Source organism: Longimicrobium sp. (assembly GCF_036388275.1).
Classification (GTDB): Bacteria; Gemmatimonadota; Gemmatimonadetes; order Longimicrobiales; family Longimicrobiaceae; genus Longimicrobium.
On record NZ_DASVSF010000002.1, the window covers coordinates 13,430 to 30,718 of the forward strand.

At 66.7% G+C, this 17,289-nt stretch carries 13 protein-coding genes; 2 read left to right on the top strand and 11 right to left on the bottom strand.

Annotated features, from left to right (window positions below; all coding sequences use genetic code 11):
* Nucleotides 1-223: 223 nt before the first annotated feature.
* From VF632_RS00095 to VF632_RS00145, 11 genes are all read right to left on the bottom strand, one after another.
* Nucleotides 224-2,029, bottom strand: a complete 1,806-nt coding sequence (locus tag VF632_RS00095) for an ATP-binding protein (RefSeq protein WP_331020793.1) — start codon at nt 2,027-2,029, stop codon at nt 224-226.
* Nucleotides 2,030-2,057: 28 nt separating this feature from the next.
* Nucleotides 2,058-2,894 carry a hypothetical protein gene (locus VF632_RS00100; protein WP_331020794.1) on the bottom strand — a complete coding sequence of 279 codons (837 nt, stop codon included), beginning with the start codon at nt 2,892-2,894 and terminating at the stop codon, nt 2,058-2,060.
* A gap of 338 nt (nt 2,895-3,232) precedes the next feature.
* Entirely contained in the window at nt 3,233-4,765 is a 1,533-nt protein-coding gene (locus VF632_RS00105; protein ID WP_331020795.1) for a B12-binding domain-containing radical SAM protein, read from the bottom strand.
* Nucleotides 4,762-5,811, bottom strand: coding sequence for a hypothetical protein (locus VF632_RS00110; protein ID WP_331020796.1), 1,050 nt, complete (start codon nt 5,809-5,811; stop codon nt 4,762-4,764). The genes VF632_RS00105 and VF632_RS00110 overlap by 4 nt, the downstream gene beginning before the upstream one ends.
* A 292-nt stretch (nt 5,812-6,103) precedes the next feature.
* On the bottom strand, nt 6,104-6,478 hold the full coding sequence (locus VF632_RS00115) for a metalloregulator ArsR/SmtB family transcription factor (RefSeq protein ID WP_331020797.1): 375 nt from the start codon (nt 6,476-6,478) through the stop codon (nt 6,104-6,106).
* Nucleotides 6,479-7,176: 698 nt separating this feature from the next.
* Nucleotides 7,177-8,142: an SH3 domain-containing protein gene (locus VF632_RS00120; protein WP_331020798.1), complete on the bottom strand. Its 966-nt coding sequence runs from the start codon at nt 8,140-8,142 to the stop codon at nt 7,177-7,179.
* Between the two features lie 479 nt (nt 8,143-8,621).
* Nucleotides 8,622-9,824 carry a type II secretion system F family protein gene (locus VF632_RS00125; RefSeq protein ID WP_331020799.1) on the bottom strand — a complete coding sequence of 401 codons (1,203 nt, stop codon included), beginning with the start codon at nt 9,822-9,824 and terminating at the stop codon, nt 8,622-8,624.
* Nucleotides 9,825-9,912: 88 nt separating this feature from the next.
* Complete coding sequence (locus VF632_RS00130; RefSeq protein ID WP_331020800.1) at nt 9,913-11,037, bottom strand: type IV pilus twitching motility protein PilT; 1,125 nt, start codon at nt 11,035-11,037, stop codon at nt 9,913-9,915.
* A gap of 199 nt (nt 11,038-11,236) precedes the next feature.
* The gene (gene pilB / locus VF632_RS00135) at nt 11,237-12,946 is read right to left on the bottom strand and encodes a type IV-A pilus assembly ATPase PilB (RefSeq protein ID WP_331020801.1); all 1,710 of its coding nucleotides are present in this window, start codon (nt 12,944-12,946) and stop codon (nt 11,237-11,239) included.
* Nucleotides 12,947-13,055: 109 nt separating this feature from the next.
* Nucleotides 13,056-13,739 carry a helix-hairpin-helix domain-containing protein gene (locus VF632_RS00140; RefSeq protein WP_331020802.1) on the bottom strand — a complete coding sequence of 228 codons (684 nt, stop codon included), beginning with the start codon at nt 13,737-13,739 and terminating at the stop codon, nt 13,056-13,058.
* 3 nt (nt 13,740-13,742) lie between these two features.
* Complete coding sequence (locus tag VF632_RS00145; protein ID WP_331020803.1) at nt 13,743-14,678, bottom strand: M28 family peptidase; 936 nt, start codon at nt 14,676-14,678, stop codon at nt 13,743-13,745.
* A gap of 118 nt (nt 14,679-14,796) precedes the next feature.
* Here VF632_RS00145 and VF632_RS00150 point away from each other — a divergent pair, with 118 nt between their 5' ends.
* The gene (locus VF632_RS00150; RefSeq protein ID WP_331020804.1) at nt 14,797-16,194 is read left to right on the top strand and encodes an LptF/LptG family permease; all 1,398 of its coding nucleotides are present in this window, start codon (nt 14,797-14,799) and stop codon (nt 16,192-16,194) included.
* Nucleotides 16,191-17,264, top strand: a complete 1,074-nt coding sequence (locus VF632_RS00155) for an LptF/LptG family permease (RefSeq protein ID WP_331020805.1) — start codon at nt 16,191-16,193, stop codon at nt 17,262-17,264. The genes VF632_RS00150 and VF632_RS00155 overlap by 4 nt, the downstream gene beginning before the upstream one ends.
* Nucleotides 17,265-17,289 lie beyond the last annotated feature (25 nt).

Genomic DNA, 17,289 nt, shown 5'->3' on the forward strand with positions numbered 1-17,289 from the left:
TCGCTCATCGATTGAGCCCAAGTTGTGTGGCATGTCGCTCAACCCGCAGGGAGCGCGCCCGGCGCAATGACCTGTCGCGCTGCTCGAAGGCGCGTGACATGCACGAACTGCAGGCATTCCTAAAGTCGCCGGCGGCCGCACAGAACGCGGGATGTAGCCACCCTGAAGCGCGCGGGCCGAACGGGTCCGCGCGCTCCTCTCTTCGTGGGACGTTCGAGAGTGGTTAGTCCCGATCGTCGAGGACATCCTCGGCGTCAGTAAACCGTTCGTGGACGACGCGGCGCGCCGTGCGGAACTCGGCTTCGCTGAACGCAGAGCGGAGGGCCCCTTCGAGTTCGCGGAAGATGGCTTCTGCGCCGAGCGGCCAGTCGCGGAGTCCAAGCAACGTCTCCACGATCGAGGGCGGCTCGGGATCGTCATCCGCCGATGCTCCGTGCCCGGTGCCGCTTCCGTCGCTGCTCCCTCCGTCGGCGTCGCCCGTGCCGGTTTCATCCTCATCGGACGCGTCGTCCGTCCCGTGCTCGTGTCCCTGAGTATCTGAGCCGGTCTGCGACCCGGGCTCCGCCACCTTCTCAGGCTCACTGCCGCCCGTGCTCTTCTCGATGGCAGGGCGACTGACGTCTGAAAAATCTATCTGGGAGGGATCGTTGACTTGGTCCAGAATGCCGAGAGCGTCCAAGATCTGAATCCCCTCCTCATCGAGCAGTTCGGCGACCGAGAGTTGCGGGTCGCGTGCGAAGTCCTCGCGCAGCTTATCGAGAGAGCCGATCGACTTCTTGAGTTCCTTCTGCCCTTTTTTTCTCGTCGCCTGATCGTCGGAGCGCAGGTCCGCGGTCACCCGCTCGAGTGACCGCAATGCTTCGCGACGCCGGCCGACCACTTTTTCGAACTCGTCGAACACTTCCTTGAGGTGGTCAAACAAGCGGTCGCGGTTGTCGCCTTCCTCGAAGTTGGCGCGGTCCACCGTGGGCACGAGCGTCTCGTCAAGAACGTAGATCTCGCCTGTGACCCACTCGTACAGCTGTCCGCCGCCCCGCGAGGGCCAGAAAACTTTCGGGAACCGCCGGTTCCCGATCCCAAACCCGCGGAAGCGGATCTGGAAGCCGCGGGCCTCTTCGGGGCTAAGCTGGTTGCGCGGGCGGCTCACGCATGCCCAGAGGAAGGCTAGCCTCACCCCCGCCTTCGTCTGGATCACACGGAACACGGGGCGGAGCACGTCATCGACCGGCGGCTGCGTGAATAGCTGCTCGTGCCCGCTACCGAACCGGTAGTGCACCTTAACGAGGTTCAGGCTTGGAACCCAGGCCTTCAGTTCCGCGCGCACCTCGGCAGCGTGCGCGAAGCCGGTATGGGGCTTCGGGGTACCAGCCGAGTCCATCTCGAATTCGGGGAAGTCGAGCGGCACGCGTGACGTCAAGTAGCGCCGGACCTTTTCCTCATCGTTGAGGCGGGTGCGGAAGTGCTGGGTGGGACGGAGCAGCCGGATGTACGTGAACGAGCCATCACCGGCATCTTTGGGCATCGACTTGGTGTCAGCCGGGAAGATGCGGGTGTGCCGGTCGAGGGTTGCGGAGAGCGGCGGGGTGTTGCGGCGGCCGCCCGAGACGCGCTCGGTTTCAGCTCTGATGGCGGCATGGTCGAAAACCAGGCGGAACGCTTCGGCTCCGCCTTTCGGACGCGTCACGATCTCGACCTGGTCGCAGACGGCGAATGACGAGTACACGCCGATGCCCCGAAACCCGATCTTGCCGGTGCCGGGCTTTCCGGATACACCGACCTTCCGGGCGTTGTCGAGATCCTCCAGGCCCATGCCCTCGCCGTTGTCCAGTATGGTGACTTCGTGCTTGCTCACGGACACGCGCACCGTGGTGGCATGGGCATCGATAGCGTTCTGGATATACTCTCGGAGAATGTCGTAGACGTCTGGGTACATCCCGCTGGAAAGACTGTCTAGCAGGCCGGCCCCGACGTGGGCCTCGGTAACGGGGATGTCGAACGACCCGTCGTCGCGGAGTGTGGGCGAGGTCATAGTAGCGAAATGGAGTTGGTGAAAAGGATTATCGTCCCCAGCGGGAAAGCTCAAACCTGTCCGTCTCAGGTTTGACGGAGCGGTCCAGGAACTTTCGCATGAGTATCAGAACCTCGCCCGTCTCGTCGGGATTGACGAGCGTGATGGTCGGAGCGGGCCGCCCCTTCTTGTTTCGGTCCTTGAGGTTTTGACGGATCGCCCGGCGGAGCACGGAGCGGGCGTACATGTCCTCCGGCGGCAGGCGGTAGCCGCAGAAGTGGATCTCGTCGGCGAGAACCACCTTGCGGAACGCTGTAACCCAGAGCTCCTCTAGGTCTGTCGACCCCTGGAGATCCTTGAAGAACGTTGGCGGGACGACGTAAGGAGGAGCGTCGTTCAGGTGACCGCCCTGCCGCAGTTCCATCAAGCGGTCCCAGGGGAGCTGGAATAGCTGGCGGTGCACCTGGTGGAGGTGGCGAACGGAGTCCAGCATCTCGCCGTGGCGCCAATCAATTGAACCATGGAGCTTCAGGAGCTGGATGGCCTGACCCTTGTCGCGGGACTTGTAGCCAAACGCGATTCCGTTGCGGACGAGGCGGCGCTCGAGGAGCACGTCCCAGTTAAAAGTGATCACCGTGTCCGTCGGCCAAAGCCGTTTCACGAAACGGTCAACGTACGCGTACGTCTCGCGGGTTTCCGCGTCCACCTGGCAGTCGATCATCAGATCGGCGATAGCGACAAGCAGTTGGCTGCGAAGATTGCGGATGCGCGAGGAGCGGAGCCAGGTGGTAGGTAGGCGCGCGTTGAACTGCTCACTGACGTCGAGAAGGCTCATCAGGTCTTCCACCCAGACCTTTCCGAGCGCATCGTCGATCGACTTCGCCACCCCGACTTCCGGGTAGAGGAACTCGAGGGTGCGGTGAAGCTCCGTCTGGGCTCCGCGCGGGAGGCGTTCGTAGACACGCCTGAGCAATTGGGCTGCAAGCGGGAATCCCGCGGCGTAGCTGAACCCCGCGCCAAGGATGAAAACGCGGCGGGACCCGTCGCCAGGAGGCGGAGGCGGCTCCCGCCGACGGGGGGTTCGGGACGTCTTAGCCGTGGCTTTCTTCGTGGGCACGATGACCATTGCGGCGGTTCAGGGGCTTCACCCTCCACGCCGGGCAGGGCAATCCAAGAGACGGGCCGGGGCAAGAGGGGAAAGCATAGCCGCGACGCCGTTTTGCGTCAATCCGCACGGGACGCGCCGCCGAGGCATGCTAGCGGCGCTTCGGCTACTGTCCAATTCGTTGCCGTCCGGGTGCGGTTCTCCAGCGCGGCACTCCGGAACGCCCGACTTCCCGCACTGCTATCGCACAGGTCGATTGCGCGCGAGAGGAACTTGCCGTTGTTGAGGATCGACATCAGCGCCTCGAGCTGCAGGTAGTCAGAGGCCTTGAGACCGGTGTAGCGGCGTTGGTTGTACTCGAGGAACGGCAGCAGCTTGCCGTTCAGGTGCTGGAGATCCCAGCCCATCTCGCCGTGCAGATACTCCGCGTGCTCCCGGTACACATTGGTGCCCGGCACCGGCGTAAAGAGCATGGGGATCACCGACCCGACCATGTGGTGGACATAGGTGACGCCGTCCATGATGTCCTGCAGGTTGTCGTCCGGAAGGCCGAAGAGGACGAACGCGTTGATCTCTTCAGTCCGCGGCTTGAACCCCGCGCGGATGGCTGCATCGAGCGCCGCCTCGAAAGAGGCGGTGCTGGCGTGCCTGCGGTTCCATCCTTCATTTGTCTCCCACTTCAGCGTTTCGAACGGGAGGTGCACTTTCCGGAACCCGGCCTTTTTCATCACCCGCAGCGTCTCATAGTCCAGCAGGCGCGTTTCGAACCCTTCCGGCGCATAGAGCGTGACCTTCAGGCCCCTTTCGATGATCAGTTCCAAGATGCGCTTCAAATGACCGCGCAGCACGAGCGCGTTATCCTCGTAGAAGCCGAAGTGCCGGATCCCGAACCGGCGCATCTTGTCCTCGATCTCGTCGACAACGTCTTCGGCCTCGCGGCCGCGGACCTTGTTGGAGCCGCCGTTCAGGGTTCTCGCCGCGCAGTAGTTGCAGTCCCACGGGCAACCGCGGCTACTGGTGAGGATCGCGTACGTCGGGGGCGTCTCATAAAGCGAGAGGTCGGTTCGGCACTCGCTGGCCGCCTTGAGTTCGCCCATGAAAACATAGTCCGCGCCGCCCAGGTTCCGGGCCGCGTGGTCGGGCGCGAGGGTGGGGTAAATCCCACCAACGCAGATGCGGGCGCCCGGAAACAGCTCCCGCGCGAGGAGCACCGCGTCTCGGGTGCTTTCCCACCAATAGGTCATCACCGAGCCGATCCACACCTCGTCCGGGCGAGGCATGGACCCCATGCGCTGCCTGACCTCATCCCAAGACAGCCCGAAGTGCCAGATGGCTCGGCTGATGTCGCCCCGCACATAGGCGGCCGGCCCCTCGACAGCCTTGTGCCGCCGCTTGGTTACGAACCCCTTGGCGTCGGCCTCCATGCAGTCGATGAGGGTGACGTCATAGCCTTGGGTGCGGAGATAGGTCGCGATCCTGAGCAGGCCGGCGGGCTGGCTCCAGCGTGCCCAGTACTGGGCGTCGTAGACAGGCGGGTTCAGCAGCAGTACGCGCCGGAACCCCGCGGGTCCGCTAGGCACGTAGAGGCTATCCGAACCCACCAACTCCGGTTGCCTGAGTGCCGGGGCGCCGGGTACGTGGATGGCGCTCATGCCGCACCCCGCAGGCGGTGACGAGGCGCGGGAAGCTGGAGGCTGCCCTTTACGGCCTGCTCGGGATTCCACGCCTCCCGCGCGAGGCTGTCGCGGAATAGTCGAGCCATCAGAGAGTCTCCCAGAAAATCGAACGTATGCTCGCGGTACTTGGCGTTGAGTACGGTTGCGAGGCCAAGCACGTTCAGGTAGTCGCGGTAGGTGGCGCCGTTTTGCGCCCGGAGCGGGAAGAGCTTCCCGTTCATGTCTTCCGGATCGCTCCCTGGCATTTCAGCCGCGGCGGGCTGGTAGGGCCACACCACGACGGAGCCCAGCGCGTGGGAGGCAGCCGTCAACACGCGGGCGCGTTCGTCCAGGTCTTCGCCGGGGCGTCCCAAGCAGATTCCCGCTGCGAGTTCATCGCTGCGTGCGCGGAAGCCGGCCTTGTGGCAGAGCATCGCAGCCCGGGTGCAGTCTTCGATGAAGCGCTCCGTCCCGCCTTCCGGGATGTTGCGGTCGTCCGCGAAGAACAGCTGGCGGAATCCAGCCTTCCGCATCAGCTCCGGCAGGTGCGGGTGGGCTATGAGCTCGTCGGGGGCCAGAGTCCCGCTCGAGACGAAGGATACTCGACGCGGTTTGCGTGCGACGACCTGCTCGAGAATGGAGGTGAGGAGGTCCGGGTGGCTGCCAGCTAATCCGTGCTCCGCGAACGCGAACAGGGTGGTCCCGTGCTTTGAGGCTGTAAAAATGTCCCCCAACACCTGGTCCGCGCTCCTCGTTCCGCCTGCTGTATGCAGGTACCCGATCGCCAACTTGCCGGCTGGGAGCCCCCAGGAAGGAGATCTGGCGAGGGTGTCGTCCGGTAGGGTGATGGGCAAAGCGCCCGCAACGGTGGCCGCGTGGTCCGGAAACAGGGCGGCATAGGGGCCAACGACCTCGATCGTGGCGCGCGGAAACGCTTCGCCGGCGAGTTCAGCGACCTCGCGGACTCCACGCCACCAGAAGCTCGTACCGCACTCCACCACGACCCGCGCCGGTGCGGGTCCCACATTGAGGAGCGAGCGCATCACCCTGGCCAGTTCAGACCGAGCCCGCCCGTACCTCCACCGATCCACCCGCTGCCCATCGAGATCCAAATTGCCCCACTTCTCACGGCGAAGGCGACTTCCCTTCGGCATCGCTAGCGCGTCTAGGTACTTCACCACAACTCCGTCGGCCTGCAGCAACGCCGCGTAGCGTAAGAGCGACAGCGCCTGCTGCCACTTTCCCCAAGGAAAACGCGTGTCATACACCGGAGGGTGCACGAGAAGCACCGGCGGGGCACCTGGCTGCGGAGCTGCGCCCTCCGCCGAGCGCGGGTTAGGCGCGCGTGGCTTTGTCGATTCGCTCATTGAGGAAGTCCCGGATTGTATCGGTTTTCAAGGAGTAGTAGGCCACCTTCCCTTCCGGCCGCTTGCGGACGACACCGGCCGACCGGAGCGCCGACAACGCATGGGAAACGGAGGACTGCTTGAGCGGGTGCAGGAGTTCGACGAATTCCGAGACGCAGATTTCCCGTTCGTGTGTCAGTGCCCAGACGATGCGTACCCGCGTCGCGTCGGTCAGCACCCGCATCTCGTCCACGATTCGTTCGACGACGTCCGCATTCAGGCGCGTCCGGAGGCGCTCGACCTTGGCAGGATCGGTGCAGCCCGGGGGCGGAGCCTGCGCTTCGGGGGTGGGCTCGCGTAACATGGTTAAAAGAACATATGTACACGTGAACATGCATAGTAATGTAATGCTCTGAGAAACAGGTGTCCAGCATTTTGGCGCACGACCACAGGTGACATCTGCTTCCTCTGGCTCTCGGCCGCGCCGTGCACGTCCTAGTAGTGTCTTCTCTTAATTTTGCGGGCCACTCTCCGTAAACGGTTTATCAGGTTCAGCGGTTCGTCCATTAGTGGAGGACGCGGGTGCCGGAGGGACAGGGACGAATGGAGCCTATGCCCGGCTTGCCATCGAGGCGAGCGGCGGCATTCGGCCCGGCGGTTGCGGATCGCCAAGGATGGCCGCGGCGGCCGGTGCATCCCACCCATCCCAGAACACGCGGTAGTTCCGATGCGCCCGCATCCATCCCCCCGGACAAGCCTCCCACCCGCTGGAAAGCGCTGACGGAGGGCCAGCGCGCCACGTGGCGGGAACTGCACCGCCTGGACCTGCCTCTGGCTGGACTCTTCCTGCGCAGGATTCGGCTCATGGCCGGGATCGGCGAGCCGGGAGTCTCGTACCTGGTAGCGCACGCCGGGCGCGAGCTGAGCAACGGCTTAATGCGCCACTTGGTGAGCGACGTGGGGGTGCCCTCGAACGAGGACGCGGGGGCGGAGCCCACCCTCGAAGCACGGGAACCGCCGCCGCCTGAAGGTGGCGGCGGCGTGGGCAAGAAAAACCTCCGCCTATCGGTAGCGTGCGAGCCTCCCGAACACCCAACCGCTTCTGACCTCGCCAGGTACCAACTCCACCTGGACGCGGAGCCAGCCGCCTTTTCGCTCGTAGACGATGAGGTCGCTACCGGGCGCGAGTACCGCGCCAACCTTGCCGGCCGTGGTGCTGGGACCATCGCGGAGCCAGGCGGACCGTATGACCCTCGCTGGCCGCGGCGGGTTCTCGGCGATCTGCAGCAGGCTGTCCAGGGTCGCTCCTAGGTCCTCCACATGCTGCCCAAGTGAAATCTCGCGCTGGCGCACCTCCTCCTGCGCGTCCCCGTCACGCCAGCGACCCCACTCGTATCCGGAGAACTCCGCGGCCACCGGAAGCATGACGATCAGAATCAACGTCAGCGGCCGCCGGGCCGCGTCCGGAACGCCCAGCGAGCCGAGCAGGTCGAGGAAATACTGCTCGATGCTGCGGTTGTCGACGCAAGCGTTGAAGCTCTCCTCCGCTTGCTCGGCCAGGTCCTCCGCGATTGCGTGTGCCCAGTCTGGAATCCGGTCCCGCATGTCATCGAAGGCGGTCGGCAAAGCGAACGCGACGGCGTCGAGTGCGTTGTGTATCCGGAAGCCGAAGTCGGGCGTCGGCACCACCAAACGTTCCGTGAGGGCGCGAATGGACGTCTGGGCTATCACAGTGGTGAGCGACGAAAACCATCGCTCCTGCGCGGCGAGGATGCCCTCGATCGGGAGATTGGGCGTTCGGGAGGCGGCTTCGCGCGCTATTTCGCTCATCGCGAGCACCGACGCGAAGCTCGAGCTGCTCACCGCCCGATCGGCGTACTCCCGAATCAACTCTGCCCGATCCACGAGCGAGCTCAGCGCGCCACTGACGTCATTGTGCAGCCGCATCATCTCCTGCCGCGTCTCGGCTTCACGGATCAGTTGGGCCATCGGACCCTCGAAGCGTAGTCGGTCCTCCAGGATCGCCATCTCTGTGGCCGAAGTGAGCCCGAGGCTTCGGAGCTCGCGCTGAATCCGCAGCGAACTCTCCACGTCCCGGATGCTGATCCCGCCCGGTATCTTTACCATCTGCTGCCTCGCTGTGGTTGACACTCTGGGCGCGGTCTCCTGCCTGCCGCGCCTCCTTGTGCATACGCCGCGAGCCGCAGATCGGTTTCCCTCGTGCGAGCGACATCCGATTCTGTCGCGGCCGGATGTTGCTCCATGTGAAATGCAAATACCAGGACAGCAGAAGGCGCCAGAGTTTTCCCTGGCGCCTTCTGCGCAACTGCATCTGTGTCAGTACGTTACGTGCACAGGGGCTGTCGGATAGATGGCGGCGGAACCCCGGGAGAACATTCCTCCGCGCCTCCGGGCTGTGCTCGGGATACACGTCCATTCGCCGACATCGGATTAATCCACTGAGATACGAAGATCAAATCCGTTGTACGCGATCGCCCAGCCGATCCCTACCCCTGCGCCGTCTGGATCATGTCGAACATGGGCATGTACATGGCCACCACCATCCCGCCGATCACCACGCCCATCACCACGATCATGATGGGCTCCAGGATGGAGGTGAGCGCGCTGACCGCCGCGTCCACCTCGTCGTCGTAGAAGTCGGCGATCTTGGAAAGCATGTCGTCCAGGCCGCCCGTCTGCTCGCCCACGTTGATCATCTGCACCACCATGGGCGGAAACACGCCCGACGCCTTGAGCGGCTCGGCGATGGTGGCGCCGCTGGCGATGCTGGCGCGCGAGGCCATCACCGCGTCGTGGATCACGCGGTTGCCCGACGTGCGCGCGGTGATCTGCAGCCCCTCCAGGATGCTCACGCCCGAGCTCACCAGCGTGCCCAGCGTGCGGGTGAAGCGCGACACCGCCGACTTGCGCAGCATGTCGCCCAGCACGGGCATGCGCAGCAGGAAGCGGTCGATGGCCAGCTGCCCCGTGTCGGTCTTGTACCAGCGCCGGATCGCGAACACGAACCCCACGATGCCCAGCACGATGAAGAAGATGTAGTTCTGCAGGAACGAGCTCAGCGCCAGCACCAGGCGGGTGGGCGCCGGCAGGTCCAGCCCGGCCTCCATGAAGATGGTGGCGAACACCGGCACCACCTTCCACAACAGGATGGTGGTGGCCAGGATCACCACCGTCAGCATGACGGCCGGGTAGGTCATGGCACCCTTGATCTTGCGGACCAGGGCGTCGTTCTTTTCCAGGAACTGCGCCAGGCGCAGCAGGATGATGTCCAGGATGCCGCCCGCCTCGCCGGCGGCCACCATGTTCACGTACAGCTCGGTGAACACCTTGGGGTGCTTGCGCATGCCGTCGGCCAGCGTCATGCCGGCCTGGATGTCGTTGAGCACCGCGCTGATGATGGACTGGAAGTTCTTGTTCTCGGTCTGCTCGGCCAGAATGGTCAGGCTCTGCACCAGCGGCAACCCCGAGTTGATCATGGTGGCGAACTGGCGCGTGAAGATCACCACCTCACGGGTCTTGATCCCCGTGCCGAAGGTGATGTTGATCTCCTTGGCCTTGGCGTTCACCGAGACGGGCTTCAGCCGCTGCCGCACCAGGAAGCCCACCACCTCGTCGCGGGTGGGCAGGTCGATCTCGCCGGTCGTAATCTCGCCGCTGGCCGCGCGGGCGCTGTACGCAAAAACGGGCATGAGCGGGTCAGGTTAGGGAGAAGTACCAAGTGCAAAGTACCAAGTGCCTGGTACTTGGTACCTGGTACTTGGCACTAGGTACTGTCGTTCAGTTCGGCACCGGCTCGCCCACCATGCGCAGGAACTCGGTGGGGTCCGACGTGCGCTTCACGCACTCCTCCAGCGACACCTCGCGCTGCACGTACAGCTGGTACAGGGCGTCGTTCAGCGTCTGCATGCCGTGCTTCTTGCCGGCCTGCATGGCCGAGTAGATCTGGTGGATCTTGTCGTCGCGGATGCAGGCGCGCACGGCCTGCGTGCACACCATGATCTCGCACGCCATCGACCGGCCCCGGCCGCGCGCCTTGGGCAGCAGCTGCTGGGTGACCACGCCCTCCAGCACGAACGCCAGCTGCGCGCGGATCTGCGGCTGCTGGTGCGAGGGGAACACGTCGATCACGCGGTTGATGGTCTCGGCCGCGGAGTTGGTGTGCAGCGTGGCCAGGCACAGGTGGCCCGTTTCGGCGATGGTCAGCGCGGCCTGCACCGTTTCCAGGTCGCGAAGCTCGCCCACCAGGATCACGTCGGGGTCCTGCCGAAGCGCGTACTTCAGCGCCCGCCCGAAGCTCTGCGTGTCGCTGCCCACCTCCCGCTGGTTCACCATGCACCCCTGGTGGCGGTGGATGAACTCGATGGGGTCTTCGATGGTCAGGATGTGGCCGCGCCGCTCCTTGTTGATCTTGTCGACCATGGCGGCCAGCGTGGTGCTCTTCCCCGAGCCGGTGGGGCCCGTCACCAGCACCAGCCCGCGCGGCTTCTCGGCCAGCTTCTGGATGATGGGAGGCAGCCGCAGCTCCTCGAACGTCTGGATCTTGAAGGGGATCTGGCGGATGGCCAGGGCCACGCACCCGCGCTGGCGGTACACGTTGCCGCGGAAGCGCGCCAGGTTCTGGATGCCGAAGCTGAAGTCCAGCTCGTCCTCGGTCTCGAACCGCTTCTTCTGGTTCTCGGTAAGGATGCTGTACGTCAGCTGAAGGCAGTCCTTGGGGGTGAGGATGTAGTCCACCCCGCTGTCGGTGATGTGCCCGTCCACCCGCAGCTTGGGGCGCTCCCCCGCCGTCACGTGAAGGTCCGACGCGCCGCGCTCGATCATCTCTTCCAGCAGGGCGCGCAGGTTCAGGCTGCGGGCGGCCTCGGGGGCGGCGGCGCGCGGGGCCTCGGTGGCGATGCTCATGGGATTGCCTTTCAGGTACTTCCGTGGAGGGTCGCTCGGCCGGTCGGGCGAGGCCGCCCGCCTGGGGCGATCCGCACGAAACCGTGCAACGTGCAAGGCGCCTCCCCCGGCAACAAGCCAGTGGCGGCGCGGATTTTCGTTCGCTGGCCCTCGCAGGAGCCAAGAACCGTGCCGCCGCAAACGGTTTGTGCGCCGCCGCTTACGCCGCGGTTTCCTTGATCACCTCTTCCAGCGTGGTGACGCCCTTCCTCATCTTCAGCAGCCCGTCCATGCGCAGCGTGAGCATCCCCTCCTCGATCGCCTGCTTCTGCAGGTCGGCCGTCGCGGCGCCCTGCAGCACCATGCGGCGCAGGGCCGGTGACATGGCCATCACCTCGTACAGGCCCGCGCGGCCCTTGTAGCCGGTGCCGCCGCAGGTGTCGCACCCGGCGCCCTTGAAGAAGCTGGCCTCGTCGATCTCCTGGTCGGTCAGCCCGGCACCCCGCAGGAACTCCTCGGGATAGGTCGTGGATTCCTTGCAGTTGCCGCAGATGCGCCGCAGCAGGCGCTGCGCCGTGATCAGGTTCACGGCGCTGGCCACGTTGAAGGGCTCGATACCCATGTCGATCATGCGGGTGATGGTCGACGGGGCGTCGTTGGTGTGCAGCGTGCTCAGCACCAGGTGGCCGGTGAGCGCGGCCTTGATGGCGATGGACCCGGTTTCCAGGTCGCGGATCTCGCCCACCATGATGATGTTGGGGTCCTGCCGCAGGAACGCCTTGAGCGCCGCGGCGAACGTCATCCCGATGTCCGTCCGCACCTGCACCTGGTTGATGCCGTGCAGGTTGTACTCCACCGGGTCTTCCGCGGTCATGATGTTGACCTCGGGAGAGTTGATCTTGGAAAGCGCGCTGTACAGCGTGGTCGTCTTTCCGGAACCCGTGGGGCCGGTGACCAGCACCATGCCGTACGGGTTCATGATGGCGCGCATGAAGTTCTTTTCCGCGCGCTCCTCCATGCCGAACTTCTCGAGGTCCAGGGTAAGGTTGCCCTTGTCGAGAATACGCAGCACGATCTTTTCGCCGAACAGCGTGGGCAGCGTGCTCACGCGAAAGTCGATCACCCGCTTGCCCAGCCGCAGCTTGATGCGCCCGTCCTGCGGCACGCGGCGCTCGGCGATGTTCAGGTCGCTGAGGATCTTGAAGCGCGAGATGAGCGCCGCCTTCATCTTGGGCGGCGGCCTCATGATCTCGTGAAGCACGCCGTCGATGCGGTAGCGCACCCGCACGTCCTTCTCGTAGCACTCGAAGTGGATGTCCGAGGCCCCCCGCTGCACCGCGTCGGTGAGGATGCCGTTGATCAGCTTCACCACCGGCGCCTCGTCCACCGCCGCCGCCAGGGCGGTGACGTTCATCTCCTCTTCGCGGTCGTCGACGACCTCGATCTCCTCCTGCTCGATCTGCTTGAGCAGGTCGTTGATGCGCTCGTCGGAGGCCTCGTACTCCTTCTCGATGATCTTGCGCAGCGAGAAGTCGCCCGCGATCACCGGCTCGATGTCCAGCCGGGTGACGAATTTCAGGTCGTCCAGCACCCCCAGGTCGGTGGGGTTGGCCATCGCCACGGTCAGCGTGCGCCCCACGCGGCGCAGGGGAAGCACCTGGTGCTTCACCGCGATCTCGGGGGGCACCAGCTTCAGGATGCGCGGGTCCAGCTTCACCCGCTCCAGGTCTACCGCGGGAATCCGGTGCTGGCGCGCCAGGGCACGAACCAGGTCCTGCTCGCTCAAAAAGCCGAGCTTGACCAGGCTGAAGCCCAGGCGGTTGCCGCCGTTGCGGGCGTCGTCCAGCGCCTTGCTCAGCTGTTCGCGGGTAACCAGGCCTTCGTGGATCAGCTGGTCGCCGATCCGGTCCGCGGGAGCGCTTACGGCCATGTGGGCCCAGAGTGTCGGGCGAATGTCCCGGCCGGCGTACCATCGCCCGGCCAGGAGAGATTTCGGGGAATGCGAGGTGGCTCTAGCTTCGCCGCAAGTGCCTGCCCTGTCAAGGGGAAGCGCGGATCCGCGGGCGCAGGCGCGACACGGTGGACGGGCCGATCCCCGGCACCTCCTCCAGCGCCTCGGGCGAGCGGAATCGGCCGTTCCTGTCGCGCCAGGCGACGATCCGCCCGGCCAGCGAGGGCCCGATCCCCGGAAGCGCCGCCAGCTCCTCCGCCGACGCCGTGTTGACGTCCACGATCCCGCCCCCGTCACCTCCCCGCCCTCCGCCCGTCTTACCCGCGGACCGCGTCGAGACGTTTCGCGACGAAGCTGCGGCCGGCGCCGGCCGCAGCGACAGGTGGGGCGCGGCCTGCCGCAGCAGCGCCGGGCCCACGCCGGGCACCGAGTCCAGGTCGGCGAGCGTGCGGAAGCGGCCCCGCTCCGCACGCCAGGCGACGATGCGCCCGGCCAGCGCGGGGCCCACGCCGGGAAGCCGGTCCAGCTCGTCCGCGGTCGCGGTGTTCGGGTCCAGCCGCTCGCCCTCGCCGAGCGGTGCACGCCTGCGCTCGGCGCGGGCGACAGAGTCGGCCACCTCGCCCACCAGCCGCGACGCCACGGCGCTCTCCGTCACCACCGCGCCCGCCAGCGGCACCGGGCCGTCCGACGCGGCCACGCGCGCCACCGCGCCGGCGGCCAGCAGGAGCGCGGCCACGCCCAGCGCCAGGCGCTCCTGCGAGGTGGCCGCCATCCCTCAGTTCTCCCCGGCGGCCGGCTGCTCGCCGAACACCGCGGTCGCCAGCACCCGGCCCACCAGCCCCAGCGTTTCGCGCGAAAGGAACTCCGGCTTGTCGGCGATGGCGTGCCAGCGCGCGTTGTCGGGCCCGTACTCGCGGTCGGCGACCACCACTGTGGGGATCCCCGCCGCGGCCAGCACCCGCCCCGCGTTCCTCATGGGCGGGGCCGTCCGCTGCACGAACACGCTGTCCGCGTCCGCCGCCTTCGCCGCGTCCCACATCCGCGCCGTCGCCTCGGCCGCCGTGGCGACGGAAAGCGAGTCGCGCGGAAACTCCGCCAGCTTGTCGCCCACGCCCTGCACGACCACGGCGTAGCGGGGGCGATACCCGGGCATCTGCGCCAGGAAGTGGCGGGTGCCCGCGAAGTCGGCCTCGTCGCGGAAGTCGTCGCCGTCGGCGAACAGGATGTCGACGCCCACGGGCGCGGGCTGCTCCTTCAGCAGCTGCGCCATCTCCACCAGCACCGCCACCCCCGACGCGTTCACGTTGGCGCCGGGGGTGGGAAAGCGGCGGTCCAGCGGCTCGGGCGATCCGTCGGCGCGGCGCCGGGTGTCGCGGTGGGCCACCAGGAGAATGCGGTCCTGGAGCTCGGGACGAAAGCGGGCCAGCACGTTGGTCAGCTTTACGGGCCGTCCGCCCTCGCCCGGCGCGGTGAACTGCTGCTGGATGACAGTGTCGGCGCGGAACTTCAACTCGTCCACCAGCCACAGCAGCTGCCGCCGGCTCCCCTTGTCGCCCGGGTACCGCGGCCCGAAGCCCACCTGGGCAGTCAGGTGCGTCCATGCCCGCGCCTCGCTGAACTCCGGCGGGGGCGGGGCGGGCCGCGAGCAGGAGGCCAGCAGCAGCGTGAAAGCCGCCGCCGCGGAACGGGCGCGCCCGCGCGTTGGTATCAAGGAGTCTCGCCAGGTCGGGGGAGTGGGACGAAAGGCCGGCGGCGGCTTGGCGCCGCCCCTTCCGCGCGCGTATACTTAGGAGCCGTTCCCTTTCAGGGGCAAGGCCCGGATTCAGCGGATGAAGATCCTTACGCGGTACCTGATGCGGGCGCACCTGGGCCCGTTTCTTTTTTCGTTCTGCGCGCTCACCGGGGTGATCCTGATCAACACCCTGGCCAAGCGCCTTGCCGACCTGGCCGGCAAGGGGCTGCCCATGCGCGTGATCCTGGAGTTCTTTGCCCTGGCGCTTCCCGCCACCATCGCCCTCACCTTTCCCATGGCGGTGCTGGTGGCCGTGCTGTACACGTTTTCCACCCTGGTGGCGGAAAACGAGATCACGGCCCTCAAGGCCAGCGGGGTGGACCTCCGCCGCCTGCTGGCCCCCCTGCTGGTGGCCGCCGGGGTGATCGCCGGCGCCATGGTGGTGTTCAACGACCGGGTGCTCCCCGAGGCCAACCACCGCTGGAGCCAGCTGATCGTGGACATCGGCCGCAAGACGCCCACCTTTCTGCTGCAGGAGCAGACGCTCAACCGCATCTCGCCGCAGACCGGCGGCAGCGTGCTGTACCTGCGCGCGGGGCGCATCGAGCCGGGCACCAACCGCATGTGGGACGTGCAGATCTACGACGTCACCAACGCCACGCGCATGCGCACCATCTTCGCCGACTCGGGGCGGGCCATGTTCAGCGCCAACGGCTCCGACATGATCATGCAGCTGTACGACGGGCACACCCGCGAGGTGGCGTCCGACGACCCGGCCAGCTTCCGGCGGGTGTACTTCCAGCGGCAGGTGTTCGGCATCCCGGGGATCAGCAACCAGCTCACGCGCAACGACCGGCCCGACGGCTACCGGGGCGACCGCGAGATGACGGTGGGAATGCTGCAGTCGCAGATCGACACCCTCGCCCGCCAGCGCCGCGACGCGGTGAAGGAGCTGCGGCAGACCGCCCTGGCGGACCTGGAGTTCGCCGTCACCGGAAAGGCCGCGGACCCGGGCACGGCCCTGGCGCTGGACAGCTACATGCCCGAGAGCACCGTGGCGTCGCGCACCCGCCGCACCGCCGACGCGCTGGCCAACCTGCGCCGGCAGGTGGAGCAGGTGGAGGAAAGCATGCGCAACTACGAGGTGGAAATTCACAAGAAGTACTCCATTGCGCTCGCCTCGCTGGTGTTCGTGATCGTGGGCGCTCCGCTGGCGCTGCGCTTCGGCGGCGGCGGCATCGGAATGGTGATCGCCACCAGCATGGTGGTGTTCTCGCTGTACTACGTGGGGCTGATCGGCGGCGAGTCGCTGGCCGGGCGCGGCTACGTGACCCCGCTCTTCGCCATGTGGGTGATGAACGCGCTGATGACGGTGGTGGGGCTGATCGGGCTGGCCACCATGGGGCGCGAGTCGTCGACGGCACGCAGCGGCATGTGGGACGGCGTGCTGCAGGTGCTGCGCGGGCTGCGCCTGCGCTGGGGGGCAAGCCGATGACCCGGCTGCTTGACCGCTACATCCTGCGGCAGTTCATCTTCACCTTCATCCCGCTGGCGACGGGGCTGCCGCTGCTGTTCATCATCGCCGACATCACCGACAACATCGACACGTACATGGACCGCGGCATCGCCATGAAGAACCTGGCGCTGTCGTACGCCTACCAGTTCCCGCTGTTCGTGCTGTACGCCTTTCCCATCGCCGCGCTGGTGGCCACGGTGTTCACCATCGGCGGGATGACGCGGCACCAGGAGATCACGGCGGCCAAGGCGGGAGGCATCAGCTTCTACCGCATCTTCCTTCCCATCGGCGTGCTTTCCGTGGTGATCGCCGCGGGGGCGCTGGCGCTGGGCGAGCTGGTGCCGGTGACGCTGCGCAAGCGCGCCGAGCTCATCGAGCCGGGGCGCGCGACCGACACGGGGCCGCGCATCAACTTCGTCTTCCAGACGGAGCGCGAGGGGGTGCTCAGCGCGCGGCGGCTGGAGCCCAGGGCCGGCGAGATCACCGAGCTGGTGCTGGAGCGCAACGCCACCGCCAAGGCGCCGGGCATGCACCTGCTGGCGCGCCGCGCCGTGTGGCGCACCCGCGGCGGGTGGCGGCTGGAAGACGGGTGGAAGCGCGAGCTGCTCGCCGACGGCACCGAAAAGGCCACCCGCTTCGACACGCTGGGCGTGCCGGGGCTGGTGGAAACGCCCGAGGAGCTGCTGGCCGAGCCGCGCGAGCCCGAGGAGATGCGCTACGCCGAGATGACGCGGTTCATCGGCGCCATCGAGCGTTCCGGGGGCGACGCGCGGCCGCTGCGGGTGGAGCGGGCGCAGAAGCTGGCCATTCCCATGGCGGTGGTGGTGATCGTGCTGTTCGGCGCGCCGCTGGTCACCTCGTCGCAGCGCGGGGGCACGGCGTACGGCGTGGGCGTAAGCCTGGGGATCACCATCGTCTACATGCTGCTCTTCCGCGTGGGCAAGGCGCTGGGCAGCAGCGGCGCCATCGACCCGCTGGTCGCCGCCTGGGGCCCCAACGCCATCCTGCTGGTGGCCGGGCTCTTCCTGATGGCCCGCGTCCGCACGTAAGCGCCGGCACCGCCGAGTTCCTCGA